Raw genomic sequence first — 20,773 nt, forward strand, 5'->3', positions numbered from 1 at the left:
AAGGCCTGCATGCAACGAATACCTGTAAGCGAACACCTGCATGGCACGGAACTGCGGCTGCATGGCTTGATGCTGCGCGGGCTCGATGGCGATGCGGCGGCCTACCGCAGTTTTTTGCAGGCAAGCAGCCAGCACTTGCGCGCCTTTTTCCGGCGCCGCCTGCTGCGCTGGCCGGACGAGGTGGAAGACCTGGTGCAGGAGTGTCTGCTGGCCATCCACAACCAGCGCTTGACGTATGACACGGGGGTGCCGCTGACGTCGTGGATCCATGCGATCGCGCGCTATAAGTTGATCGACTGGCTGCGCCGGCATGGGCGGCGCGAGGCGCAGCACTTGCCGTACGACGAAGAAGATAGCGCGCAGGAACTGTTTTCCAGCGCCGATGCCGAGGCGGCCGAGGCCAGCCGCGACCTGGGCAAGCTGCTGGCCACCTTGCCGGCGCAGCAGCGCGACGCCATCGTGCACACCAAGCTCGATGGCTGGTCCGTGCGCGACACGGCGGCCGCCATGCGGATTTCGGAAGCCAGCGTCAAAGTGGCCGTACATCGCGGCTTGAAAGCACTGGCAGCCAACTTGAGGATAACGACACCATGAAAACCGATGACTTGATCACCATGCTGGCCAACGGCCCCGACGTGGCCGCCGCGCCGCCGCCGGGCACGCACTGGCGCACCGCATCCACGTTGGGCGCCGGGCTGCTGGCCAGCGTGGCCCTGATGGCCATGCTGCTGGGCGTGCGGCCCAACCTGGAACAGCTGGCCCAGCTGCCCGATTTCTGGATCAAGGTCGGTTTCGTCATCTGCCTCTCCCTGGCAGCCTGGCACGTCAGCCGCCGTCTGTGCGTGCCGGGCGCCGCCACGCGCGCCCTGCCCCTGCTGCTCGCCATGCCTCTGCTGCTGATGTGGGCGCTGGGCGCCATCGTCCTGAGCGAAGCGCCACCCGAGCAACGGGCGGAACTGTTCTGGGGCGCCACCTGGCGCAGCTGCCCCTTGCTGATCGCCCTGCTGTCGCTGCCCATCCTGGCCGCCGTGCTGCGCCTGATGCGCCAGCTGGCACCCACGCGGCTACGCCTGGCCGGTGCGGCGGCCGGGTTTTCCGCCGGCGGCATGGCGGCCCTCGTGTATTGCCTGCATTGCCCGGAGCTGGCGGCCAGCTTCGTCGGCTTCTGGTATGTGCTGGGCATGCTGGCGCCAACTGCCATCGGCGCGGCCATCGGGCCCAAAGTGCTGGCCTGGTAAGCGCACTCTCCCTGCAAGCGGGGCGCCGGTCAAGCGGGTTTTGCACGTCTATCGTATTCATACCCGCATACTCACGCATTCCCACGCACCCCCTGCCCGCCTTCACATACGCTTTGACATAGAGCAACAGGCTATCGCCATCACTGGCGCCGCTGTCTGTTCTTGTCCACAAAATATTTTTTCCTGAACATGTGTAATAAGCACGTAGATTCGACCTCGTGCGCCAGCCCCCTGATGATCGGCGGCCGTTCATTCCGCTGCCTAAAAATAATTTGCAAGGAATGAATCCGATCGTGCTGGCGCCCCGTACAACTGATGCAGCCCCGTAATTCCCGCTAGTCCTACGTATGCACATAACAATCAGGGAGAATCGACATGTCATTGTTACACTCGAAAACCGCACTGGGCGCCGCCCTCCTGGGCAACCTGCTGGCCTTGGCGATTGCGCCATCGGCCTTCGCCTCCAGCCACCGCGAAGCGCCGTTCATCACGCAAAACCCCAAGGTCGACGCCACCGACTTCTATATGTTCCGCAGCTATGAAACGGGGCGCGGGGCCTACACCACGCTGGTAGCCGACTATATTCCCCTGCAGGATGCCTACGGCGGGCCGAATTACTTCGCCATGGACCCGAACGCGCTGTACGAAATCCATATCGACAACAATGGCGACGGCAAGGAAGACCTCACCTTCCAGTTCCGTTTCACCAACACCATCAAGGATGGCCAGTTCACCGTGGGCGGCAAGAAGGTCTCGATTCCGCTCGTCATCAACGGCGGCGCCATCGATTCCGTCAACCCGGCCGGCCTGAACGTGCGCGAAACCTATAGTGTGACCGTGGTGCGGGGAGACCGCCGCACGGGCACGCGCAGCAGCGTCACGAATGCCACGGGTGGCGGCACGACCTTCGACAAGCCCGTCGACAATATCGGCAACAAGGCCATCCCCAACTACGCCGCATATGCCGCGCAGCATGTGTACGCCGTCAACATTCCCGGCTGCGCCACACCGGCGCGCCTGTTCGTCGGCCAGCGCAAGGACCCGTTCGTCGTGAACTTGGGCGAAACGTTCGATTTGATCAACATCAAGGCGCCCGCCACGGAGTTTGCCGCGAATGCGGAGTCGGCCGCCAAGGATGACCTGGCCAAGAAAAACGTCACGGCCATCGAGATGGAAGTGCCGACCGCCTGCCTGACCGCCGGCGCCGACCCCGTCATCGGCGGCTGGACCACGGCCAGCCTGCGCCAGGGACGTTTGCTGAACCCGGCGCCGGGCACGGCCACGGCGGCGTCGAAGGAAGGCGGCGCGTGGGTACAAGTGTCGCGCCTGGGCATGCCGCTGGTAAATGAACTGGTGATCGGCCTGAAGGACAAGGACCGCTTCAACGCCAGCAAGCCGTCGGGCGACGCGCAATTTGCCGACTACGTCACCAACCCCACGGCGCCAGCCCTGGTGGAAGTGCTGTACGGCTCGGCCGGCGCCAAGGCACCCACCAACTTCCCCCGCAACGACCTGGTCGCCACCTTTTTGACGGGCATCAAGGGCGTGAACCAGCCCGTTACCGTGACGGCATCGGAAATGCTGCGTCTGAATACGTCCATCGCCGCCACCAGCGTCGGTGCGCAGAACCGTCTCGGCGTCATCGGCGGCGATAACGCGGGCTTCCCGAACGGCCGCCGCCCCGGCGACGACGTGGTCGACGTGGTCCTGCGCGTGGCCATGGGCAAGCTGTGCACCCTGAACATCGGCTGCGCCCCGGCCGACGCCCCCGCCGGCGGCTTGCACTTCACGGATGGCGCCTTCCTCGACGAAACGTCGTTCACGGCAGGCTTCCCCTACCTGAAAAATCCCGTGGCCGGTTCGCCGCAGCTGTAACCAGGAGAACGCGATGAAAAAGCTCTATGTATGCGGCGCCCTGGCGCTCACGGCCCTGCTGGCCGGCTGCGGTGGCGGCGGTAGCAGCCACGGCGGCGATAATGGCGACGGTGGCGTCAATCCTCCCCCCGTCGTCCTGCTCGACGCATTTTATGTGGCCGTCAGCAACGTCATCCTGACCACCAGCGATGACAAGGATGGCGTCGGCATCGACGCCATCATGGCGACGTCTCCGGACAATACGGAGCCGGTGCCTCTGTAAGCCCCATCGGGCGCCGGGGAGTCAGCTCCCCGGCGCCCGTACCCATTCCCGTCGATGGCGTCCACGATGAAAACACCGATTTCCCTGCTGTGCGCCTGTTTGCCCTTGCTGGCATGGGCCGCGCCCTACACGCCGAAAGATGGCAGCGCCGTCATCGAACAGCTGCCGCGCCGCGCCGACGCCACGCAGCTGGCCCTGCGCGGCCTGCGCCAGCAACTCGACGCCAAACCACAAGACCTGGCCCTGGCCAGCGGCCTGGCGCAGCGCTATATTGCGCTGGCCCGCAGCGAAACGGACCCGCGCTACCTGGGCTACGCGCAAGCGGCGCTGGCACCCTGGTGGCGGCAGGCGGCACCGCCCGTCCCCGTGCGCCTGCTGCGCGCCACCATCTTGCAAAGCACCCACCATTTCGGCCCCGCGCTGCAGGATCTCGACGCCGTCATCGCGCAGGAGCCGGCCAACGGGCAAGCGTGGTTGACGCGCGCCACGGTGCTCACCGTGCAGGGCGACTACGCGAAGGCGACGGCCAGCTGCGCCCGGCTGTCGGCCTTGACAACGCAGCTCGTCACCGTCACCTGCCTTGCCAACATCGCCAGCGTCACGGGCCGCGCCGCCGCCAGCGAGCGCTTGCTGGAGCTGACCCTGCAAAGGAGCGCCGGCGCGGCGCCCGAACTGGAAAGCTGGGCAGCAACCCTGCTGGCGGAAATGGCCACGCGGCGCGGAGAGTGGGCGCTGGCCGAAGCCCGCTATACCAAGGCGCTGGCGCAGCAGCCGCGCGACAGCTATCTGCTGGGCGCCTACGCGGATTTCCTGCTCGACCGGCAGCGCCCGCAGGAAGTCGCCAAGCTGCTGAAAGAGCAGCAGCGCATTGATGCCCTGCTGCTGCGCTACGCGCTGGCCCTGCAGGCGCAGTCCGGCCAGCAGCCGGCCTTCCTGGCGGCAAAAGCGGAACTGGCGGCCCGCTTCAACGCCGCCATGCAGCGGGGCGACACCGTGCACCAGCGCGAACAGGCCCGCTTCGCCCTGTTTTTGCAGCAGGATATTCCCGCCGCCCTGCAACTGGCGCAGAAAAACTGGGCCATTCAGAAAGAAGTGCCCGACATGCGCATCTTGCTGGAAGCATCGCTGGCCGCACGCAACTATACGGCGGCACAGCCCGTGCTGGCCTGGATCGCGGCCAATGGCGTGGAAGACGTGGCCTTGCAGCGCCTCGTCAGGCAGCTGGGGCGGCAGGATGATGCGAAAATCAGTTCTGCGAAGAAGGCAGGTGCGCTATGAAACGCAGCCTTTTCATCCTGCTGCTGTGCGCCTGGCTCGCGCCCGCGCAAGCCCACAAGCCCAGCGACAGCTACCTGAGCCTGGAGGTCCACGGCCAGCAGATCGAAGGACAATGGGATATCGCCCTGCGCGACCTCGATTTCGCCATCGGCCTCGATGGCAATGGCGATGGCGCCCTGACGTGGGATGAAATCCGCGCGCGCCACGAGGCCATCGCCGCGTACGCGCTGCAGCGCCTGCAAGTGGCCAGCGACCAGGGCGCGTGCCCCTTGAAAGCCGTCGAGCAGCTGATCGACAACCATACGGACGGCGCCTACAGCGTGCTGCGCTTCCAGGCAAGCTGCCCCGGCGCTGCGCCGGCCAGTCTCGCCATCGGCTACACCTTGTTCGCCGACCTTGATCCGCAGCACAAGGGACTCGTCAAAATCGATAGCGGTGGCAATACGCAAACGGCCATCTTCGACCCGGACAGCCCGCTCCAGACGCTTTCCCTGGCCGCACCCGACCGCCTGGTGCAGTTCGGCGCCTATGTGAAACACGGCATCTGGCATATCTGGATCGGCTACGACCATATTTTGTTTTTGCTGTCCTTGCTGCTGCCGGCCGTGCTGCTGCCTGGTATAAGCGAGCAACAAAAGCGCTTAAACCCAACGGCAGAAAACCGGGGTCGGACCCTGAGGGTCCGACCCCAGACCTCGCATCTGGGTTTGAATGCGGCATTTTTTGACGTTTTCAAAGTCGTCACGGCATTTACGCTTGCCCATTCCATCACCCTGACCCTGGCCAGCCTGTCGCTCATCTCCCTGCCATCGCGCTGGGTGGAATCGGCCATCGCCGCCTCGGTGATCCTGGCCGCGCTGAACAACTTGCTGCCGCTGTTCCGCGGCAAGCGCCCCGTGGCCGCCTTCGCCTTTGGCCTGATCCACGGCTTCGGCTTTGCCAGCGTGCTACGCGACCTGGGCTTGCCCCAGGGTTCCCTGATGGCCAGCCTGCTGGGCTTTAACGTGGGCGTGGAACTGGGCCAACTGGCCATCGTCGCCGCCTTCCTCCCCGCCGCCTGGCTGCTGCGCAAGACCTGGCTGTACCGGCAGGTGCTGACCGTCGGCTCGCTGGCCATCGCGCTGGTGGCGGCCGTCTGGCTGGTGGAGAGAGTGGTCGACATCAAGCTGATTTCAAGCTGATGGCGTTGTTGGACAGCCACTAGCCGGCCACAAGCCGGCCACAAGAGCGCACAACCGGGCTACAATACGAACAATTCTCAATCGCATCAAGGCCTGTTTGTCCGCGGACCATGGCATGGAAAGGTTGCATGCTACGCCCCGAACTGGAACTGCATCGACAAATCGAAGTGCTCTACACCGACCACCACGGCTGGCTGCAGGGCTGGCTGCGCCGCAAGCTGGGCAACGCCTTCGATGCGGCCGACCTGGCGCACGACACCTATCTGCGCATCCTCGCGCGGGGCCGCGCGCCCGGACGCGACGAATCGCGCCAGCACCTGGCGCAGATCGCCAATGGCCTCGTGGTCGACCTGTTCCGCCGCCGGCATATCGAATCAGCCTACGCGGACGCCATCGCCGCACAGCCGGAAGCGGCCGCACCCACGCCGGAAATGCGCGCGCTGATCGTCGAGGCGCTGATGGAAATCGATACTATCCTCGCCAGCCTGCCCGCTAAAGTGCGTGACGCCTTCTTGCTGTGCAAGCTCGAAGGCATGGGCTACGCCGACATCGCCATGCGCCTGGACGTTTCCGTCTCGTCGGTGGAAAAATACATCGCCCGCGCGCTGCTGGCCTGCTGCGCGGCGCAATTCGCATGAGCTCCCAGCTGGACAGCGCCCCCATCGCCCCCGCCGTGCTGCAGCGCGCCGCCGAGTGGATGGCACGGCTGTGGGCGGAAGACGCCAGCGCGGCCGATGCCGACGCCTGCGCCGCCTGGCGCGCCGCCAACCCTGAACACGAACGGGCCTGGGCCCGGCTGCAGCGCTTTGCCCGGCAATTCGAGGCGTTACCGCGCGACGTGGCGCGCAACGCCCTGACGCCGGCGCCGCGCCATGCAACCGGCCGTCGGCGCGCCTTGCAACTGCTGGGGCTGATCGCGGCGGGCGGGGGCACGGCCCTGCTGACGCACGAAACGGACTTGTGGCAGCGCGCCGCCAGCGACTACCGCACGTCGGTCGGCGAGACGCGCGCCATCGTGCTGGCCGACGGCACGCACGTGGTGCTCGACACGGCCAGCGCCATCGACGTTCGCTACGGCACCAATGAACGGCGCATCGTGCTGCGCGCTGGCGCCATCCTCGTCACCAGCGCGCGCGAAACGGCGCCCGTCTACCGTCCGCTGCTGGTGGCAACGCCGCAAGGCACGGCCACGGCGCTGGGCACGCGTTTTAGCGTGCGCCTCGATGATGGCGAGAGCCGTGTCGCCGTGTTCCAGGGCACAGTCGCCCTGCAGCCGCTGCAGCCGATGCGGGACGGCGCCCCCGCCCTGCACCTGCAGGCGGGCCAGCAGGCTGGCTACACGCGCCTGGAAGTACAAGATGTGACGAACGTCGAAAACAGCGCCGCCGCCTGGGCCGATGGCAGCCTGGTGGCCGAGCGCATGCGCCTGGACGAGCTGCTGGCCGAGCTGGGGCGCTACCGCCACGGCGTGCTGCGCTGCGACGAATCGATCGCCGGCCTGCGCGTGACGGGCGTGTATTCGCTGCGCGACACGGACCGCTCGCTGGCCAACCTGGCCGCCAGCCTTCCCGTGCAGCTGGTTTACCGCACGCGCTACTGGGTCAGCGTGGGGCCGCGCCAGGCCGCCTGAAAAAATAAGTGAAAAAACGTTGAGGGTTTTGGCTTTTCGTTCGGAATACGGGAAGAACCGATTTTTTTCCCGCCACTTTCCAAGGATTTGCACCATGCCCCCTCGCCTGACCGCACCTGCGCACAAACTGCGTCCGTTCCCCCTCGCCGCCGCCATCCAGGCCTTGTTCCTCGCAGGCGCCGCCGTGGGCGCCGTCGCCGTCACGGCCCCTGCCGCCCACGCGCAGACGGCCGACGCGACGCAAGCGAAGCGCCAGTACGCGGTGCCCGCCGGACCGCTGGAACGGGCCTTGACCACGTTCGCCAGCGCGGCCGGCGTGGAACTGTCGGCCGATGCGGCCCTGTTGCAGGGCAAGCGCAGCGGCGGCCTGGCGGGCAGCTACACGGTGCGCCAGGGTTTCGAGGAACTGCTGCGCGGCCAGGGCGTGCGCGTGGTGGCGGGCGCCAACGGCGCGTATGCGCTGCGGGCGGAGACTGCCCCTGCACCGGCAGCCACGCCGGCCCAGGCCAGTGCCACCCTGCCCGCCATCACCATCAATGCCAGCAGCGAACGCGAAACGGCAACGGGTCCCGTGCGCGGCTACGTGGCGCGGCGCGCCGGCTCGGCCACCAAGACGGATACGGCCCTCAATGAAAACCCGCAATCCGTGTCGGTGGTCACGGCCGATGAAATCAGCGACCGCAATGCCGAATCGCTCGACGAAACCCTGCGCTACACGGCCGGCGTGACGCCGAACCAGCGCCCGCTGGGCAGCGACGACTCCTCGCTGCTGCGCGGCTTTACCATCGAGACGAACGGCATCCTGCAAGATGGCTTGCGCAACTCGGGCCGCACTTTTGGCGCCTCGATCGAGCCGTATGGCCTGGAACGCCTGGAAGTGCTGCGCGGCCCCGCGTCCGTGCTGTACGGGCAGATTCCGCCTGGCGGCATGGTCAACGCCGTCAGCAAGCGTCCCAGTGCGGACGCCATGCGCGAAGTGGGAATTGAGTACGGCAGCTACCAGCGCCGCCAGCTGAAAGCGGACGTGGGCGGTGCGCTCGATGCGCCAGGCGCCTGGACTTACCGGGTCGTCATGCTGGGCCGCGAAGCCCATACGCGGCTGGACCGTGACCGCGATAACCGCCTGTACTTCGCCCCCTCACTCACCTGGCAGGCAGGCCCCGCGACGCGTTTGACCCTGCTGGCCCGCTACGAGCAGGACAACCAGCAGTACGCGTTTCCGAACCAGCTGCTGCACCCGGGCCCGCGCGGACAGGTTGACCCAAGTGTGAACCTGATGGGCGACGATAACCGCTTCAAGCGCCGCAACACCATGCTGGGCTACGAGTTCGAGCACACATTCAACGATACGTGGTCGCTGCGCCAGAACCTGCGCTACACGCGCCTGAAAAACGACCGCACGGACATGTTTCCCCTGGGCCTGAATGACGACGGCACGGTGGAGCGCTATTTCATGCCTGTCGATACGGCGTCGAAAAGCCTGTTCGCCGACACGCAGCTGCAGGCGAAGTTTGCCACGGGCGGCCTGACGCACCAGGTGCTGCTGGGCGTCGACTACGCGAACATCCGCAACACGGACGACTACCGCCACCAGCGGGGCTTTATCGAGCCGATCGACCTGTACCAGCCTGTGTACGGCAAGCAGCCCCTGGTGCCGGCCAAGGCGCCCACGCGCGCCGAAGCGCCGTCGCGCCAGCTGGGCCTGTACGCGCAGGATCAATTGAAATGGGACCGCTGGGTCGTCACGGCGGGCCTGCGCCGCGACAAGGCCACGCAGTCGCGCGACGTCACCGATCTTAATAGCGGCGCCGTCAAACCCGACTTCCACCAGTCGCCATCGGCCACCACAGGCCGCGTGGGCGCCGTCTACCTGTTCGATGGCGGCTGGGCGCCGTATGTCAGCTACGCCACCTCGTTCTCGCCCGAACTGGGCATCACGGCCAACGGCGACGCCTTGAAGCCGTCGCGCGGCAAGCAGTTCGAGGCGGGCGTGCGTTACGAGCCCGTGGGCCAGCGCGCCAGCTACACGGCGGCCGTGTTCGACCTGGTACGCGACAACGTGACCACGTCCGACATCGGCAACCCGGGCCGCCTGCAGCAAACGGGCAAAGTGGGTTCGCGCGGCGTGGAACTGGAAGCGCGCACGGAGTTCGCCAGCCGTCTGAGCCTGATCGCCCAATACACTTACCTCGATACGGAAGTCAGGAAGAGCAATAACGGCGACCTGGGCTTGCAGCAGGCGGGCGCGCCGCGCCACAGCGCCTCGGCCTGGGCCCGACAATCGTTCACGCTGGCCGGCAGCCTGCCTGCGTATGCGGCGCTGGGCATGCGTTTTCTCGGCGCCATGCGCTCGAATTCCGATGGCGAAAACCTGAACATCCGCAATGGCGGCATCACGCAATGGGATGCGGCGCTGGGCGTGTCGCGCGGGCCATGGCAATTTGCCCTCAACGTCAACAATGTGCTGAACAAGCAGACCCTGTATGACTGCGGCTACCTGCCCAACCTGTGCTACCGCAATGCGGAGCGCACGGCCAACGTCAGCGCCATGTACCGCTTCTGATGCCATCGCTGCACATGCGCCCCGTCCTGGCGGCGCTGCACCGCTATGCGGGCCTGCTGATGGCCGGCTTCCTCATCGTCGCTGGCGTCACGGGCAGCGCGCTCGCGTGGAAGGATGAACTGGAGGCGGCCATGCTGCCCGCCGTCTTCCGCGTGGCGCCGCCCACGCCTGGTGCGGCGCCGCTCGACGCCCTGCTGCTGCGCGAGTCCGTCGCTGCACGCTTTCCCCAGGCGCAGGTCAGCTACGCGCCGCTGTCCGCGCCCCAAGGCCACAGCATGGTGTTCTACCTGCGCCAGCCCGACGACGCACCGCTGGCCAGCGACGAAGTGTTCGTCGATCCCTACACGGGCGCGATCCTCGGCCAGCGCCGCTGGGGCGAGATCAGCGAGGGTGCCATCAACCTGCTGCCCTTCATCGAGCGCCTGCATTACGCGCTGGCGCTGGGCGACACGGGTTTGCTGATGTTCGGCCTGATCGCCATCGTGTGGACGCTCGACTGCTTCATCGGCGCCGCCCTGACCTTCCCCGCGCGCCTGAAGAAACGCTCGCCGGGCAGCAAACCGTGGCTGCTGCGCTGGCGCCCGTCATGGCTGCTGCGCCGCAACGGCGGCAGCTATAAACTGGTGTTCGACCTGCACCGCGCGGGCGGCCTGTGGCTGTGGGCCATGCTGCTGGTGTTTGCGTGGAGCGGCGTCGCCTTCAACCTGTACGGCGCCTATGCGGCCGTCATGCATCCGCTGTTTGCCCACCAGGGTGCCGAAGAAATCGTCGCGCGGCACACGCCGTCGCCGGGGCCGCAGCTGGACTGGCCGGCCGCGCGCACGCAGGGCCGCCAGTTGATGGACGCGCTGGCGCGCCAGCACGCATTCACCATCATCGAGGAAAACGCGCTGGCCTACGAACGCGCGCTGGGCGTGTACAGCTACAACGTGCGCAGCAGCCGCGACGTGCGCGCCCACAAGGGCCTGACCACCGTCTTTTTCGACGCGGCCAGCGGCCGGCAGCTGGCCACCTGGCTCCCCACGGGAGCGGCGAGCGGCGACACCATCCGCAGCTGGATCAGCGCCCTGCACATGGCCTCGATGTGGGGCTGGCCTTTCAAACTGTTTATTTGCGCCATGGGCGTGCTGGTGGCGGGCCTGAGCGTGACGGGCGTGCTGATCTGGCGCCGCAAGCGCCAGGGGCAAGCCAGGGCCAAAGCGCTAAGTCATTAATTCGTCAGGGAAAGCCGATGAAGGCCACTGGCACTGCCGGCGTCAGCCACACCCCATTGTCGGACACGTAAAACACGTGGCCCTGCGCCTGCATGGCGGCCGCATCCACCGTCAGCACGACGGGCTTGCCATGGCGCGCGCCGACGGCCACGGCCGTTTCCTGATTGCTGGACAGGTGCACGTGGTTGCGCGCGCCCGCCAGCAAACCGCCGGCGCGGATCGCGTCGACAAAGCGGCTGGCCGTGCCGTGATACAGCACGGCGGGCGGCGTGGCGGGCGGCAAGCCGATATCGACGGCGGACAGCGAATGCCCCTGGTTGGCACGGATGCGCAAGCCGTCATCGCTGATGGCATAGCGCGTCTTGCTGTCGCGCGCCACCACCTCATCCAATTGTTCACGGGAAAGGCGGCGGCCGTGTTGGGCCGCCAGCGCCAGCAGCTGGCCGATATCGGCCCAGCCCTGGGGATCGAGCGCGAGGCCGATTTTTTCGGGGGCGTGGCGCAGTATGAGGGAAAGGAATTTGCTGGTATTTACCAAATGATCTGTCATGCCCCAGTGTAGCCTTGTCAGAACGCATATGACAAGGTCAGGCGCACGGAGCGCGGCTCCACCGGGTGGAAATGCCGGTCGTTCACGCCTTCCGCTGCTTCCCCAGGCAAGCGCGACGCATAGTAATAGTCGATGTCGCTGGCGCGCTTGTCGAACAGGTTGAATACGTCGAGCGAGACGCGCGTCTTGCGGTTGATCTGATACGCCACGCGCGCGTAGGCTAACGTCGTCGAGGCCGAGCGCACGCTGTTGTCCTCGATCAGCGGACGGGGGCCGAAGTAACGCAGCTGGAAGGCGCCCGACCACGGCCCCTGGTCCGTCACGGTCACGCCGAACGAGGCCACCTTGTCGATCGATCCGGGAATAAAATTGCCGGCCGGATCATTTTCCGTATAGCGCGAGCACGAAGCGGCCAGGTCCAGGTCGAACAGCAGCCACGGTGCGGCAATGTAGTGGTTGTTCCACTCGATACCGTGGCGGCGGCTGGCGCGGCTCGCCTCCGTCTCGCCCGCGTCGCCGACGAACAGCAATTCCGACGCGATGTCGAGGCGCCACAGGGCCAGCGAGCTTTGCAGGCCAGGCAACCATTCCGTGCGCGCGCCCAATTCCATGCCCTTGGTCGGCACCAGCGGCGTGACGGGCGTGGACGGCGTGCCGTCGGGCAAGCGCGTCTGCGTCGTGCCGCGCGCATCGTTGCTGTGGAATCCCTTGCCGTAGTTGATAAAAAATTCCGTCTTGCTCCACGGCCCAAGTATCAAGGACAGTTTCGGCGACATCACGTGGTCGTTCGCCGAGCCGCTGTTGCCGTCTATGCTGCTGTCCACCTTGAAACGGTAGGCGTCATAGCGCACGCCCGCCACGGAACGCAGCCAGGGCAGCCATTGCACCGTGTTTTCGCCGTAAAGACCGATGCTGCTTTCGCGCACCCGGTCTTCGCGCACCGTGCTCTGCCGCACGCGCTCCACCGTGTTGTACAAGCCCACGGGCGACAGCCGGTCAACACGCGCCTGCACGCCCAGCTTGTTGCGCAGGGGAAGGCCGAACAGCTCCATGGTCCAGCTTTCGCTGGCGTTCACGCCGGCCACCGTGCGCCGCTCGCTTTGCTGGAACTGGTCGCCCTGTTGCGGATCGGCAAGGAAATACGTGAAGTCGCTGTTGAGTTCCAGGCGCGAGCGGATCAGGTAGGCGTCGAGCTCGAACAGCCGGTTGTCCGTGCGCTTGCGCATCGCGTACGACAGGCTGTAGCGCGAGGTATCGCCGCCGTCGCTGGGCGCGAGGCTGCCGAAACGGCCGATCTGGTCCGATTCCACGGCGCGCAGCGGCACCTGGTCGGTGGCGTTCCAGCTGTTTTTATAGGCCATGCCCGTCACGCTGAAGCCGTCGTCCGGCGTGCCCTGGCTGTAGCGCAGCACGCCGCTGTATTTACGCACGTGCTCCGGCACGTCCCAGGGACCGTTGTTGCGGTGCACTTCCAGGCCGTACAACAAGGTGCCTGGCCCGGCAGACAACGAATCGGCGACGACGCCGCGCACATAACCGTGCTGGCCGACGGAGACGCTGGCCTGGCCCTGCGGCAATTTGTCGGCCAGGCGGATGCGGGCGCTGCCTGCCGAGGCGAAATCGCCTTCGCCGGCGAAATACGGTCCCTTCTTGTAATCGATGCGCTGCACCAGTTCGGGAATGAGGAAATTGAGGTCGGAATAGCCTTGCCCGTGCGCATGCGTGCGCATATTGACGGGCATGCCGTCGACGTAAGTGGCGAAATCCGTGCCATGGTCGAGATTGAAGCCGCGCAAGAAATACTGGTTGGCCTTGCCGTCGCCGCTGTGCTGGGTGACGATCAGCCCGGGCACGAATTCCAGCAATTCGCCCGTGCGCAAAGCGGGCCGGTTGACAATCAACTCAGTAGTGATGACGCCCTGGCTGGCCGCATCCGACGTGCCGACGGCGTTGTCGTAGTGGCCAGTCACGCGCACGGTGCGTGTTTCATCGGCAACTGGAGCCGCCTCGGACTGGGCCTGGGCCGCCGCCTGGCGCCCCAAGCCCAGCAATGCCAGCGCACAAGCTGCTACCAGTTTGCGTTTTCTCAATCGCATCGCGTCTCCAGTTTTTATGATGTCAGTATGGGTCCAGGGCTTGGTCTAGCCTACCGGATATATACGCGGCCGGCTGCTTGTTTGGATTCAGCATTTTTCAAGGAGCGACCGTGGAACTGAGCGACAGTACCGGCAAGGCAACGAAAACCGCCGCCGCGGCCGTGCGCAAGCGCGATGCGCTACCCTACATCCTGCTGTTCATCCTGCTGGCGGGCTTGCTGGCCGTGATGGCGGGCGCCCTGCTGCCGCCCTACTACCAGGCCGTGCCGGCCCTGCTGTGGAGCCTGGGATTTTGCGTCAGCGGCATGCTGCTGGGCTTTTTGTTCGGCATCCCGCGCAGCCTGCCCTCTGGCACCGTCAGCGCCGCACCGCCCGACGAGCGGAACAATGGCAAGAGCCGTCCCACGGACGAGCCACCGGCCGCAGGGACCGACACGGCGGCCGCCGCCCCCAGCAATACGCTGTTCCTGGGCACGCCCACGCCCATGGAAATCAATTCGAATCTGGTGGAAGTGTCGGACTGGCTGACGAAAATCATCGTCGGCGTAGGCTTGATCGAACTCAAAAGCCTGCCCGGCAGCGCACGCAGCATGGCCGCCTTTATCGCGCCCAGCCTGGCCACGGATACGGCCACGGCGATGGCGGTGGTGGGCGGCATCATGCTGTTCTTTTCCGTGCATGGTTTCCTGATCGGCTACCTGCTTACGCGCATTTACCTGTCCATCATGATCAAGCGGGCCGACAGCATGGTCAAGAACGAATCCGTGCGCCTGGAGAGCGGCAAGGAAATCGAGGTGACGGAACTGAGCCGCTTGCAGCAAAAGTCGCTCGATGACATGCAGGAAGCCGTCACGCAGCTGCTGCTGGCCTACCCGCCCGATGGCGGCGCGCCAGTCACGGCCCTGGCCGGCGTGCCGATGGCGCAAAAGCCGGCCAGCCTGGTGCTGTGGCTGGACGACCATCCGCGCAACAATACCTTGCTGGTGGAACAGCTGGAACGGGAAAACATCAAGGTGGACCAGGCCGTGTCGACGCGGCAGGCACTGGCCATGCTGCAACAGAAACCGTATGCGCTGCTGATCACGGACATGGCACGGGTGGAAAATCGCCGGCGCATCAAGGATGCGGGCGTGCGCACGGTGCGCGAAGTGCGCCAGACCTTGCCGGAACTGCCCATCGTCGTATATTGCAGCAAGGATACGGTCGCCAGCTACGGCACGGAAGCGCAGGCGGCAGGCGCCCGTTTTATCACCACCTCGGGCACCAGCCTGCTGGCGGCAATCAACAAGTTACTGCATGAGCAACGCGAGGATGGTGTTCAACCACCGGCGTAGGCATAGCTGCCCACGTAATGGAGCGAACTGCGCTGCGGGTGCGCCAGCTGGTTTGGCGCAAACACGCAGACGGCCGTGTCGGCCAGCACGCCTTGCCCATCCGCGTCCGCGCAGGCCTGCGCCAGCCAGCTGTCGGGATACGACACGCCATCGAGCAACTGCGCCAGCGGCGCGGGCGACGCCAGCATGGCGCTTTCAAAACAGGCCGGCTCGTAGCACGTGAGGCCCGTTTCCAGGATGAATGGCGATGGCATGGCATCACCATCTTCCGTGTACGTGGGCGACAAATATGCCTGCAGCGCTTCCCAGCTGGGGAAACGGCCGCTGCAGGCAAACACGTGGACGATGGGCAAAGTAGTGGCCAACTACAGCTTCTCCATCTTTTGCCGCACGGCCGGCGCCGTGGCCGCCGTCGGCGCCAGTTCCAGATAGGTTTTATAGGCGGCTTTGGCCTTGGCCGCATCGCCAGCCTTGGCATACGCGTCACCCAGGTTCAGATAGGCAATGGCGCGCGACGGGTCCATCTTGACCGTGTTTTCAAACCAGCGGGCCGCTTCGCGGTATTTTTCCTGCTTGTAGAAAACAAAGCCCAGGTTGTTGGCCGCCAGCGCGAAATCGGGACGCAGTTTCAGCGCTTCCGTAAATTGCGCTTCCGCCGCCGCATACTGTTTCTCCTTGTACAGCTGCAAGCCACGGTCGTTGGCCCGCTGCGCCAGCTGGCGCGTCGAGCTCGGCACGGCGCCCGGCGTGACGATCTTCTGTTCACCGCCCTGCAAATCCTTGACCGTTACGCTGGCTGCCGCCGGCTTGGCGTCGAGCTTGCTGTTCAGGGCAATGGCTTCCGTCGACAGCTGCGTCGTGTTCGGGCTGAGGAATTCCGTCTCGCCCGGCAATTCGAAGACGAAATCGCCCCCTTCCGAACCGGGCAAGCTGCCAAACGCGGGCGTCTGGTTCGACACGCTGGACACGGCCGGCGCCACGTAAGCCGCCAGTTCCGTGGCCGTGATCAGGCCGTCGCCGTTCAGGTCGCCCTTGCCCGCCAGCCCTTGCAGCAGGGTCCACGTGAATACGGAGTGGCCGTTCGGCCCGCCATCGGCCACCAGCTGGTCGCCGCCGCCGGCCGTCAGCATTTGCCGGCCTATGCGCTTGGCGTTGTCGCGCAGGAAGGAGCTGGAACCGGCGCCGCGCGTCAGGCCCAGGCCGCTATAGCAGGCGTCCATGACGAAGAACGCGTGCTTGGCCGTCAGGGACTCGGCGATATTCTGGATTTCCGTCATCGGGATCGCATCCGTAGCGAACTGCGCCGGGTCGGAATCGACGGGCACGATGTAGCCGAGGTCGCGCCCGGAGCTCAACTTGCGCGTGGCGCCGTGGCCGGCGAAGAAGACGAAGATGCGGTCATTCTTTTGCACCCCGCCATGGGCCAGCTTGTCATGGAAGGCGGCCAGGATGTTGTTGCGCGTCGCTTCGCCATTCTTCAGGGTGACGACACGCTCGGGCGCGAACGCAAATTTCTCGATCAGGGTTTCGCGGATGCCTTGCGCGTCGCGCACCGCATATTGCAGTTTCGGCCACTTGGCGTAATCATCGATGCCGATCACGACGGCCCAGGAATTGGCGTAACCGGTGGTGACGGGCACTTTTTCCGGCGCGGGCGCCGTGCTTTTCGCCACCTGGAAGCTCGTGCCATCCCAGCCTGCGAATTGATAGCCTTCGGCGATCAGCTTGTCGAGCACAGCCGGCAAGGCTTTGACCGTGCGTTCGTGGATGTCGTGGAACAAGATGATGCCGCGTCCCGCCTTGTCGACGGACGCCAGCACCCGGTTCGTGATCGAACTGGGCACGGGGTCGGCCCAGTCCAGCGAATCGATATTCCACATCACGGATTTCAGATGGGCATCGGCCAGCGCGGCCATGCCTTCGCTGTTGCGCGCGCCATACGGAAAGCGGAACAGCGCGGCCCGCTCGGGGCTGATGGCCTTCAATAAAGTGTCGGTGCCAAGGATTTCGCCCTTCAGCTTGTCGCCAGTCTGTTTCGATAACTGTGCATGGCTGAAACTGTGGTTGCCCACGGCATAGCCTTCCTTCATCAGCTTGCGGCTCACTTCCGCGCCCGCGTTCAGCTTCGCGTGGCCTTCCGCATCGAGCGAACCGAGATTGCGGCCCACGTTGAAGAACACGGCCGGCACGCCATATTGTTTCAAAATGGCGCTGATTTCTTCCGTATAGCGGCGGTGCGGGCCGTCGTCAAAGGTCAGCACGATGGTTTTCTTCGGCAAACCCAGGCCAAAGATTTCCGCCTCATCTTTTTTTGGCACCGGCTTGGTTTCCGGAATGGAACCGGCCGGTGGCACGGTGTAAGGCACGACGATGCCGTTTTCCTTGAGGATCTGTTCGCGGCTGTAGAGTTTTTTCAGCTGCGCCACGTAATCGTCCCACCGTTCTCGCTTGAGCTCGATGGCGCGCTGGCCCAGGTTGCCGAAGATCTGCCGGATTTCTTTCTCGTAATTGCGCTCGATCTCGCCCAGCGCGTCGAGGTCTTCGGAAATGCGCTTGTGCAGCTTGATCGCCGGCAAGGACGAGTCTTTCGCCACGTCGGCCAGCATGCTTTGCAGCAGTTCGCGGAACGCCAGGCGGTCCGCGTCGTACAGGCCCGGATCGGACTCGATATACGTCAATAAACCGTCGAGCGCCTCGAAACGGCCCGGATTGGTGGGCGCCGTCAGTTGGTCGAGCGCGGCATCGAGCTTGGCGATGCGTTCCTGGTTTTCATGGAACAGCGCCTGCCCCACCTTGCGGGCTTCGTCGCGCGCGCCTTCGGGCAAGCTTTGCTCGTCGGCCAGCAGCACGATGATCTTGCGGAAATTGCCCAGCAAGTCGCGGAACTGGCTGGCCACAGCGGCCGTATCGACGGTGGACTGGGGCGCGGCGGCCGGGCTGCCCGAGGCCGGGGCGCCTGGCGTGGCGGTGGCTGCGGGACGGGTAAACGTGTAAATGCCCGCCCCAGCGGCGAGCGCCACGACGACGGTGGCGGCGATCTTGATCGGCTTGGAAGTCACAGGCTTGTCATTCCCTTCACATACTATGCATAGAATTCGGATGGCGCGGATGCGCAGATGCATAATTGTAAAGCACGCATGGCACATGCTCAGCCCGCACGCTGAATTTGGGCAATAATATGCCGGCAAACCTCATCGAACGTACGAACAGGAAAGACGATGCACAAGAAACTCTGCGCCGCGGCGCTGATGCTGGGCGTAGCCCTGATGCTGCTGCAACTGCGCGCGCATGCGGGCGACGACGTGGTCAATGTGGCGGGACGCGTATGCTTGCCGCACTGAACCACACCCCACGCTGGCACTACACCTTGGCCGGCTCCCAGTAATTGGCCAGCCCCAGCTTTTTCAAGCCTGCCGCGACAAAACGCGGTTCCAGCAATTCCTCCGCCGTCAGGGGCTGGCGGATCAGCTTTTGTTCCTGCGCAAACGCCAGCACCCGGCGGTAATGGCGGTACACGGCGTCGTCATACAGGGGCGACCAGCGCTCCTTCCACTGCAGGCCCGGATCGTCATAGCTGCGCCGCACCACGCTGTCGGGCGTGCCGTTGCGCGTGCCATCCTTGATGATCGCTTCGCGGTTGCCATCGAGCGCCGCCCAGTGCTGGGCCCGCAGCCAGGCCGTGGCCACCAGTTCGGCGATGTCGGGATGGGCTTGCGTAAAGTCGCGCCGCGCCCACAGCTCCGCCCGCATCTTGCGTTCGGGCAGCCCCTTGCTGGACCAGATGATGCGGCCGATGCCCTTGTCTTCCAGCGGATAGCCATTGATCATGAACAAGGCGTCGACGGCACCCGTGGCCAGCGCGGCTGTGCCAGGCTTCAAATCCATATTGATCAAACGAAAATCCGTGGGCGACATGCGCTGGTCGGCGATCAGCTGGCGCAAGCCCAGTTCCCACGGCCGGCCCCGGTGCACGCTGATGCGCTTGCCTTTCAGCTCGGCCAATGACGTGGCGCGCGAACTGGTAGGCACCAGCAGGAACTGGTCCGTGCCCCGCCCCGCCGGCACGATCACCTGCGTGCGCACGCCGCCCGCGTTGAGGATGACGGACGGCAAGTCGCCATACGCGGCCATGTCGATGCGGCCGCTGGCGAACGCTTCATTCATGGTCGCGCCCGTGTCGCCCGTGACGGGCAGCCATTCCAGCCGCACGCCCCGTTGCTTCAGTTCCCGCGCCAGCCAGCCTTCCTGCTGTACCCGGTAAGCGATGCCGCCCAGTTCCGCCTTGCCGTTTTCCGCAAAACCCGTCGAGGCGATGCGCAGGGCCGCCGGCGGCGCCCCCGTCCCTTTTGCTGCCGACACCGCCGACACCGCTTGTCCCGCCAGGGGCAGCAAAGCCAGCCCGCCCATCACCGTGCGTCGCCGCATCGCATTCTCCTCATCATCGAACATGGCCACTGTTGACGTGCTTCCCGCTCAAGCCGCCCGGCGCGTCTGCGCCAGCGCCGCTTCGAAAGGACGCGGGTCGATCCAGGCGCGCACGTCGACCTTGCTGGGCAAGAAATTCCAGCGGAACAAAAAGTCGCTGAAATCCTGCAAGCCGGCAACCGACGTTTCCGCCAGGTCCGTATCCAGGCGCAGATGCGCATCCTTGCCATACGCCACTTGCACCCAGTGCTCGCTGGCATTCGATTCGCGCGCGAGGAAACGCCGTGTCTCGTCCGCATGGCCGCGCGCCCACGCTTCGGCCCGCAGCACCTGGTCGACCAGGGTCACGGCGGAATTGAAATGCTTGTCGAGCAAGTGCGCATCGACGCTCAGGGTGCGCGGCGTGCCGTTGTTGGCGCGGATCAGGGGTTCCGGATGGATGCCCGTGTCGATCACCGTGTGCAAGCCGAATTGCTGCGCCAGCTGCGCGGCAGACGCGCCTTTCAGGAAGATGGCGTCCACCTCGCCCCGCAGCAGCCCCAGCAGTTCCGGACTTTGGCCGCCGCGCCGCGCGCCGCTGAACAGATTCGTCGCCGCACCCTTCTCCGGCGCCGCTTCGCTCTGGCCCGCGTTGACCACATAATCGACCAGTTCCACATCAGCAACCGCCAGCCCTTCCAGGCTCAGCGCGTTTTCCAGCCCGCGCAAGGCTTGCGCGCGCGCAAAGTCGATCTGCGCCTTGGCCCATAGTGGCAAGCCGAAGCGCCGGCCCTTCAGGTCGCGCACGGTCTGGATGCCGCTGCCGGGCAGGGTCAATATCAGCTGCGTCTCGTCCGACCACGACAGGCCGATCACGCGCGTCTCGCGTCCCGCCGCGCGCGCCCACAGGGCGGGAATGTTGCCACCGTGACGCACGGAATTTTGCAGGGTATGGTCGAAATGCGATTCGCGCACGGCTTCCTGGTCCGATTCGCGCAAGGAGCGCAAGCTGGTGCCGTCGGCGCGCAAGGCTTCTTCCAACCAGCCTTGCTGCAGGGCTATCCCCAGGCCCGTCGGAACGGGGCAGCGCGTGTACCACAGGGTGTCGAGTGCTTGCTTTTCTACTTGATTTTCATTGCTCATGGTGT

At 65.4% G+C, this 20,773-nt stretch carries 18 protein-coding genes; 12 read left to right on the forward strand and 6 right to left on the reverse strand.

The window, feature by feature from the left end; translation table 11 throughout:
* Nucleotides 1–9: 9 nt before the first annotated feature.
* The 10 genes from MRBLMS1_RS00610 (at nt 10) to MRBLMS1_RS00655 (ending at nt 11,241) form a co-directional block, all read left to right on the forward strand.
* Nucleotides 10–594 carry a sigma-70 family RNA polymerase sigma factor gene (locus MRBLMS1_RS00610; RefSeq protein WP_456130796.1) on the forward strand — a complete coding sequence of 195 codons (585 nt, stop codon included), beginning with the start codon at nt 10–12 and terminating at the stop codon, nt 592–594.
* Nucleotides 591–1,238 (forward strand): NrsF family protein, encoded by a 648-nt coding sequence (locus MRBLMS1_RS00615; protein ID WP_485877129.1) that lies wholly within the window; start codon nt 591–593, stop codon nt 1,236–1,238. Before MRBLMS1_RS00610 ends, MRBLMS1_RS00615 begins: the two co-directional genes overlap by 4 nt.
* Nucleotides 1,239–1,613: 375 nt before the next feature.
* A complete protein-coding gene (locus MRBLMS1_RS00620; protein ID WP_139089258.1) occupies nt 1,614–3,113 on the forward strand; it encodes a DUF4331 domain-containing protein in 1,500 nt (499 codons plus the stop codon).
* Between the two features lie 13 nt (nt 3,114–3,126).
* Complete coding sequence (locus MRBLMS1_RS00625; protein ID WP_128143105.1) at nt 3,127–3,375, forward strand: hypothetical protein; 249 nt, start codon at nt 3,127–3,129, stop codon at nt 3,373–3,375.
* 66 nt (nt 3,376–3,441) lie between these two features.
* Nucleotides 3,442–4,653 (forward strand): hypothetical protein, encoded by a 1,212-nt coding sequence (locus MRBLMS1_RS00630; RefSeq protein WP_485877131.1) that lies wholly within the window; start codon nt 3,442–3,444, stop codon nt 4,651–4,653.
* Nucleotides 4,650–5,834 (forward strand): HupE/UreJ family protein, encoded by a 1,185-nt coding sequence (locus MRBLMS1_RS00635; protein ID WP_485877132.1) that lies wholly within the window; start codon nt 4,650–4,652, stop codon nt 5,832–5,834. Before MRBLMS1_RS00630 ends, MRBLMS1_RS00635 begins: the two co-directional genes overlap by 4 nt.
* A 128-nt stretch (nt 5,835–5,962) precedes the next feature.
* A complete protein-coding gene (locus MRBLMS1_RS00640) occupies nt 5,963–6,472 on the forward strand; it encodes a sigma-70 family RNA polymerase sigma factor (protein WP_485877134.1) in 510 nt (169 codons plus the stop codon).
* Nucleotides 6,469–7,464 (forward strand): FecR domain-containing protein, encoded by a 996-nt coding sequence (locus MRBLMS1_RS00645; protein WP_485877135.1) that lies wholly within the window; start codon nt 6,469–6,471, stop codon nt 7,462–7,464. The genes MRBLMS1_RS00640 and MRBLMS1_RS00645 overlap by 4 nt, the downstream gene beginning before the upstream one ends.
* Before the next feature lie 94 nt (nt 7,465–7,558).
* Nucleotides 7,559–10,027, forward strand: a complete 2,469-nt coding sequence (locus tag MRBLMS1_RS00650; protein WP_485877137.1) for a TonB-dependent siderophore receptor — start codon at nt 7,559–7,561, stop codon at nt 10,025–10,027.
* A complete protein-coding gene (locus tag MRBLMS1_RS00655) occupies nt 10,027–11,241 on the forward strand; it encodes a PepSY-associated TM helix domain-containing protein (protein WP_485877139.1) in 1,215 nt (404 codons plus the stop codon). The genes MRBLMS1_RS00650 and MRBLMS1_RS00655 overlap by 1 nt, the downstream gene beginning before the upstream one ends.
* A 4-nt stretch (nt 11,242–11,245) precedes the next feature.
* Here MRBLMS1_RS00655 and MRBLMS1_RS00660 read toward each other — a convergent pair whose 3' ends face one another.
* On the reverse strand, nt 11,246–11,791 hold the full coding sequence (locus MRBLMS1_RS00660; protein ID WP_485877141.1) for an RNA 2'-phosphotransferase: 546 nt from the start codon (nt 11,789–11,791) through the stop codon (nt 11,246–11,248).
* Nucleotides 11,792–11,808: 17 nt separating this feature from the next.
* The gene (locus MRBLMS1_RS00665) at nt 11,809–13,887 is read right to left on the reverse strand and encodes a TonB-dependent receptor (protein ID WP_485877143.1); all 2,079 of its coding nucleotides are present in this window, start codon (nt 13,885–13,887) and stop codon (nt 11,809–11,811) included.
* 110 nt (nt 13,888–13,997) lie between these two features.
* Between MRBLMS1_RS00665 and MRBLMS1_RS00670 the strand changes: the two genes are divergently transcribed.
* Nucleotides 13,998–15,221: a response regulator gene (locus MRBLMS1_RS00670; protein ID WP_485877145.1), complete on the forward strand. Its 1,224-nt coding sequence runs from the start codon at nt 13,998–14,000 to the stop codon at nt 15,219–15,221.
* On the opposite strand, the gene MRBLMS1_RS00675 is transcribed toward MRBLMS1_RS00670, so the two are convergent.
* Complete coding sequence (locus tag MRBLMS1_RS00675; RefSeq protein WP_485877146.1) at nt 15,206–15,586, reverse strand: immunity 22 family protein; 381 nt, start codon at nt 15,584–15,586, stop codon at nt 15,206–15,208. The genes MRBLMS1_RS00670 and MRBLMS1_RS00675 overlap by 16 nt on opposite strands.
* Nucleotides 15,587–18,280 (reverse strand): polysaccharide deacetylase family protein, encoded by a 2,694-nt coding sequence (locus MRBLMS1_RS00680; protein ID WP_485877148.1) that lies wholly within the window; start codon nt 18,278–18,280, stop codon nt 15,587–15,589. It lies immediately after the preceding gene.
* Between the two features lie 159 nt (nt 18,281–18,439).
* On the opposite strand from MRBLMS1_RS00680, the gene MRBLMS1_RS00685 reads away from it, so the two are divergent.
* A complete protein-coding gene (locus MRBLMS1_RS00685; protein ID WP_256267169.1) occupies nt 18,440–18,562 on the forward strand; it encodes a hypothetical protein in 123 nt (40 codons plus the stop codon).
* A 19-nt stretch (nt 18,563–18,581) separates the two neighbouring features.
* Here the strand turns inward: MRBLMS1_RS00685 and MRBLMS1_RS00690 are convergent, their stop codons facing one another.
* Together MRBLMS1_RS00690 and MRBLMS1_RS00695 are read right to left on the reverse strand one after the other, a co-directional pair.
* Entirely contained in the window at nt 18,582–19,646 is a 1,065-nt protein-coding gene (locus MRBLMS1_RS00690) for an ABC transporter substrate-binding protein (protein WP_181878106.1), read from the reverse strand.
* Nucleotides 19,647–19,694: 48 nt separating this feature from the next.
* A complete protein-coding gene (locus MRBLMS1_RS00695; RefSeq protein ID WP_485877150.1) occupies nt 19,695–20,768 on the reverse strand; it encodes an ABC transporter substrate-binding protein in 1,074 nt (357 codons plus the stop codon).
* Between the last annotated feature and the right edge of the window lie 5 nt (nt 20,769–20,773).

Source organism: Massilia sp. LMS1-1-1.1, assembly GCF_040815535.1.
GTDB lineage: Bacteria > Pseudomonadota > Gammaproteobacteria > Burkholderiales > Burkholderiaceae_D > Janthinobacterium > Janthinobacterium aestuarii.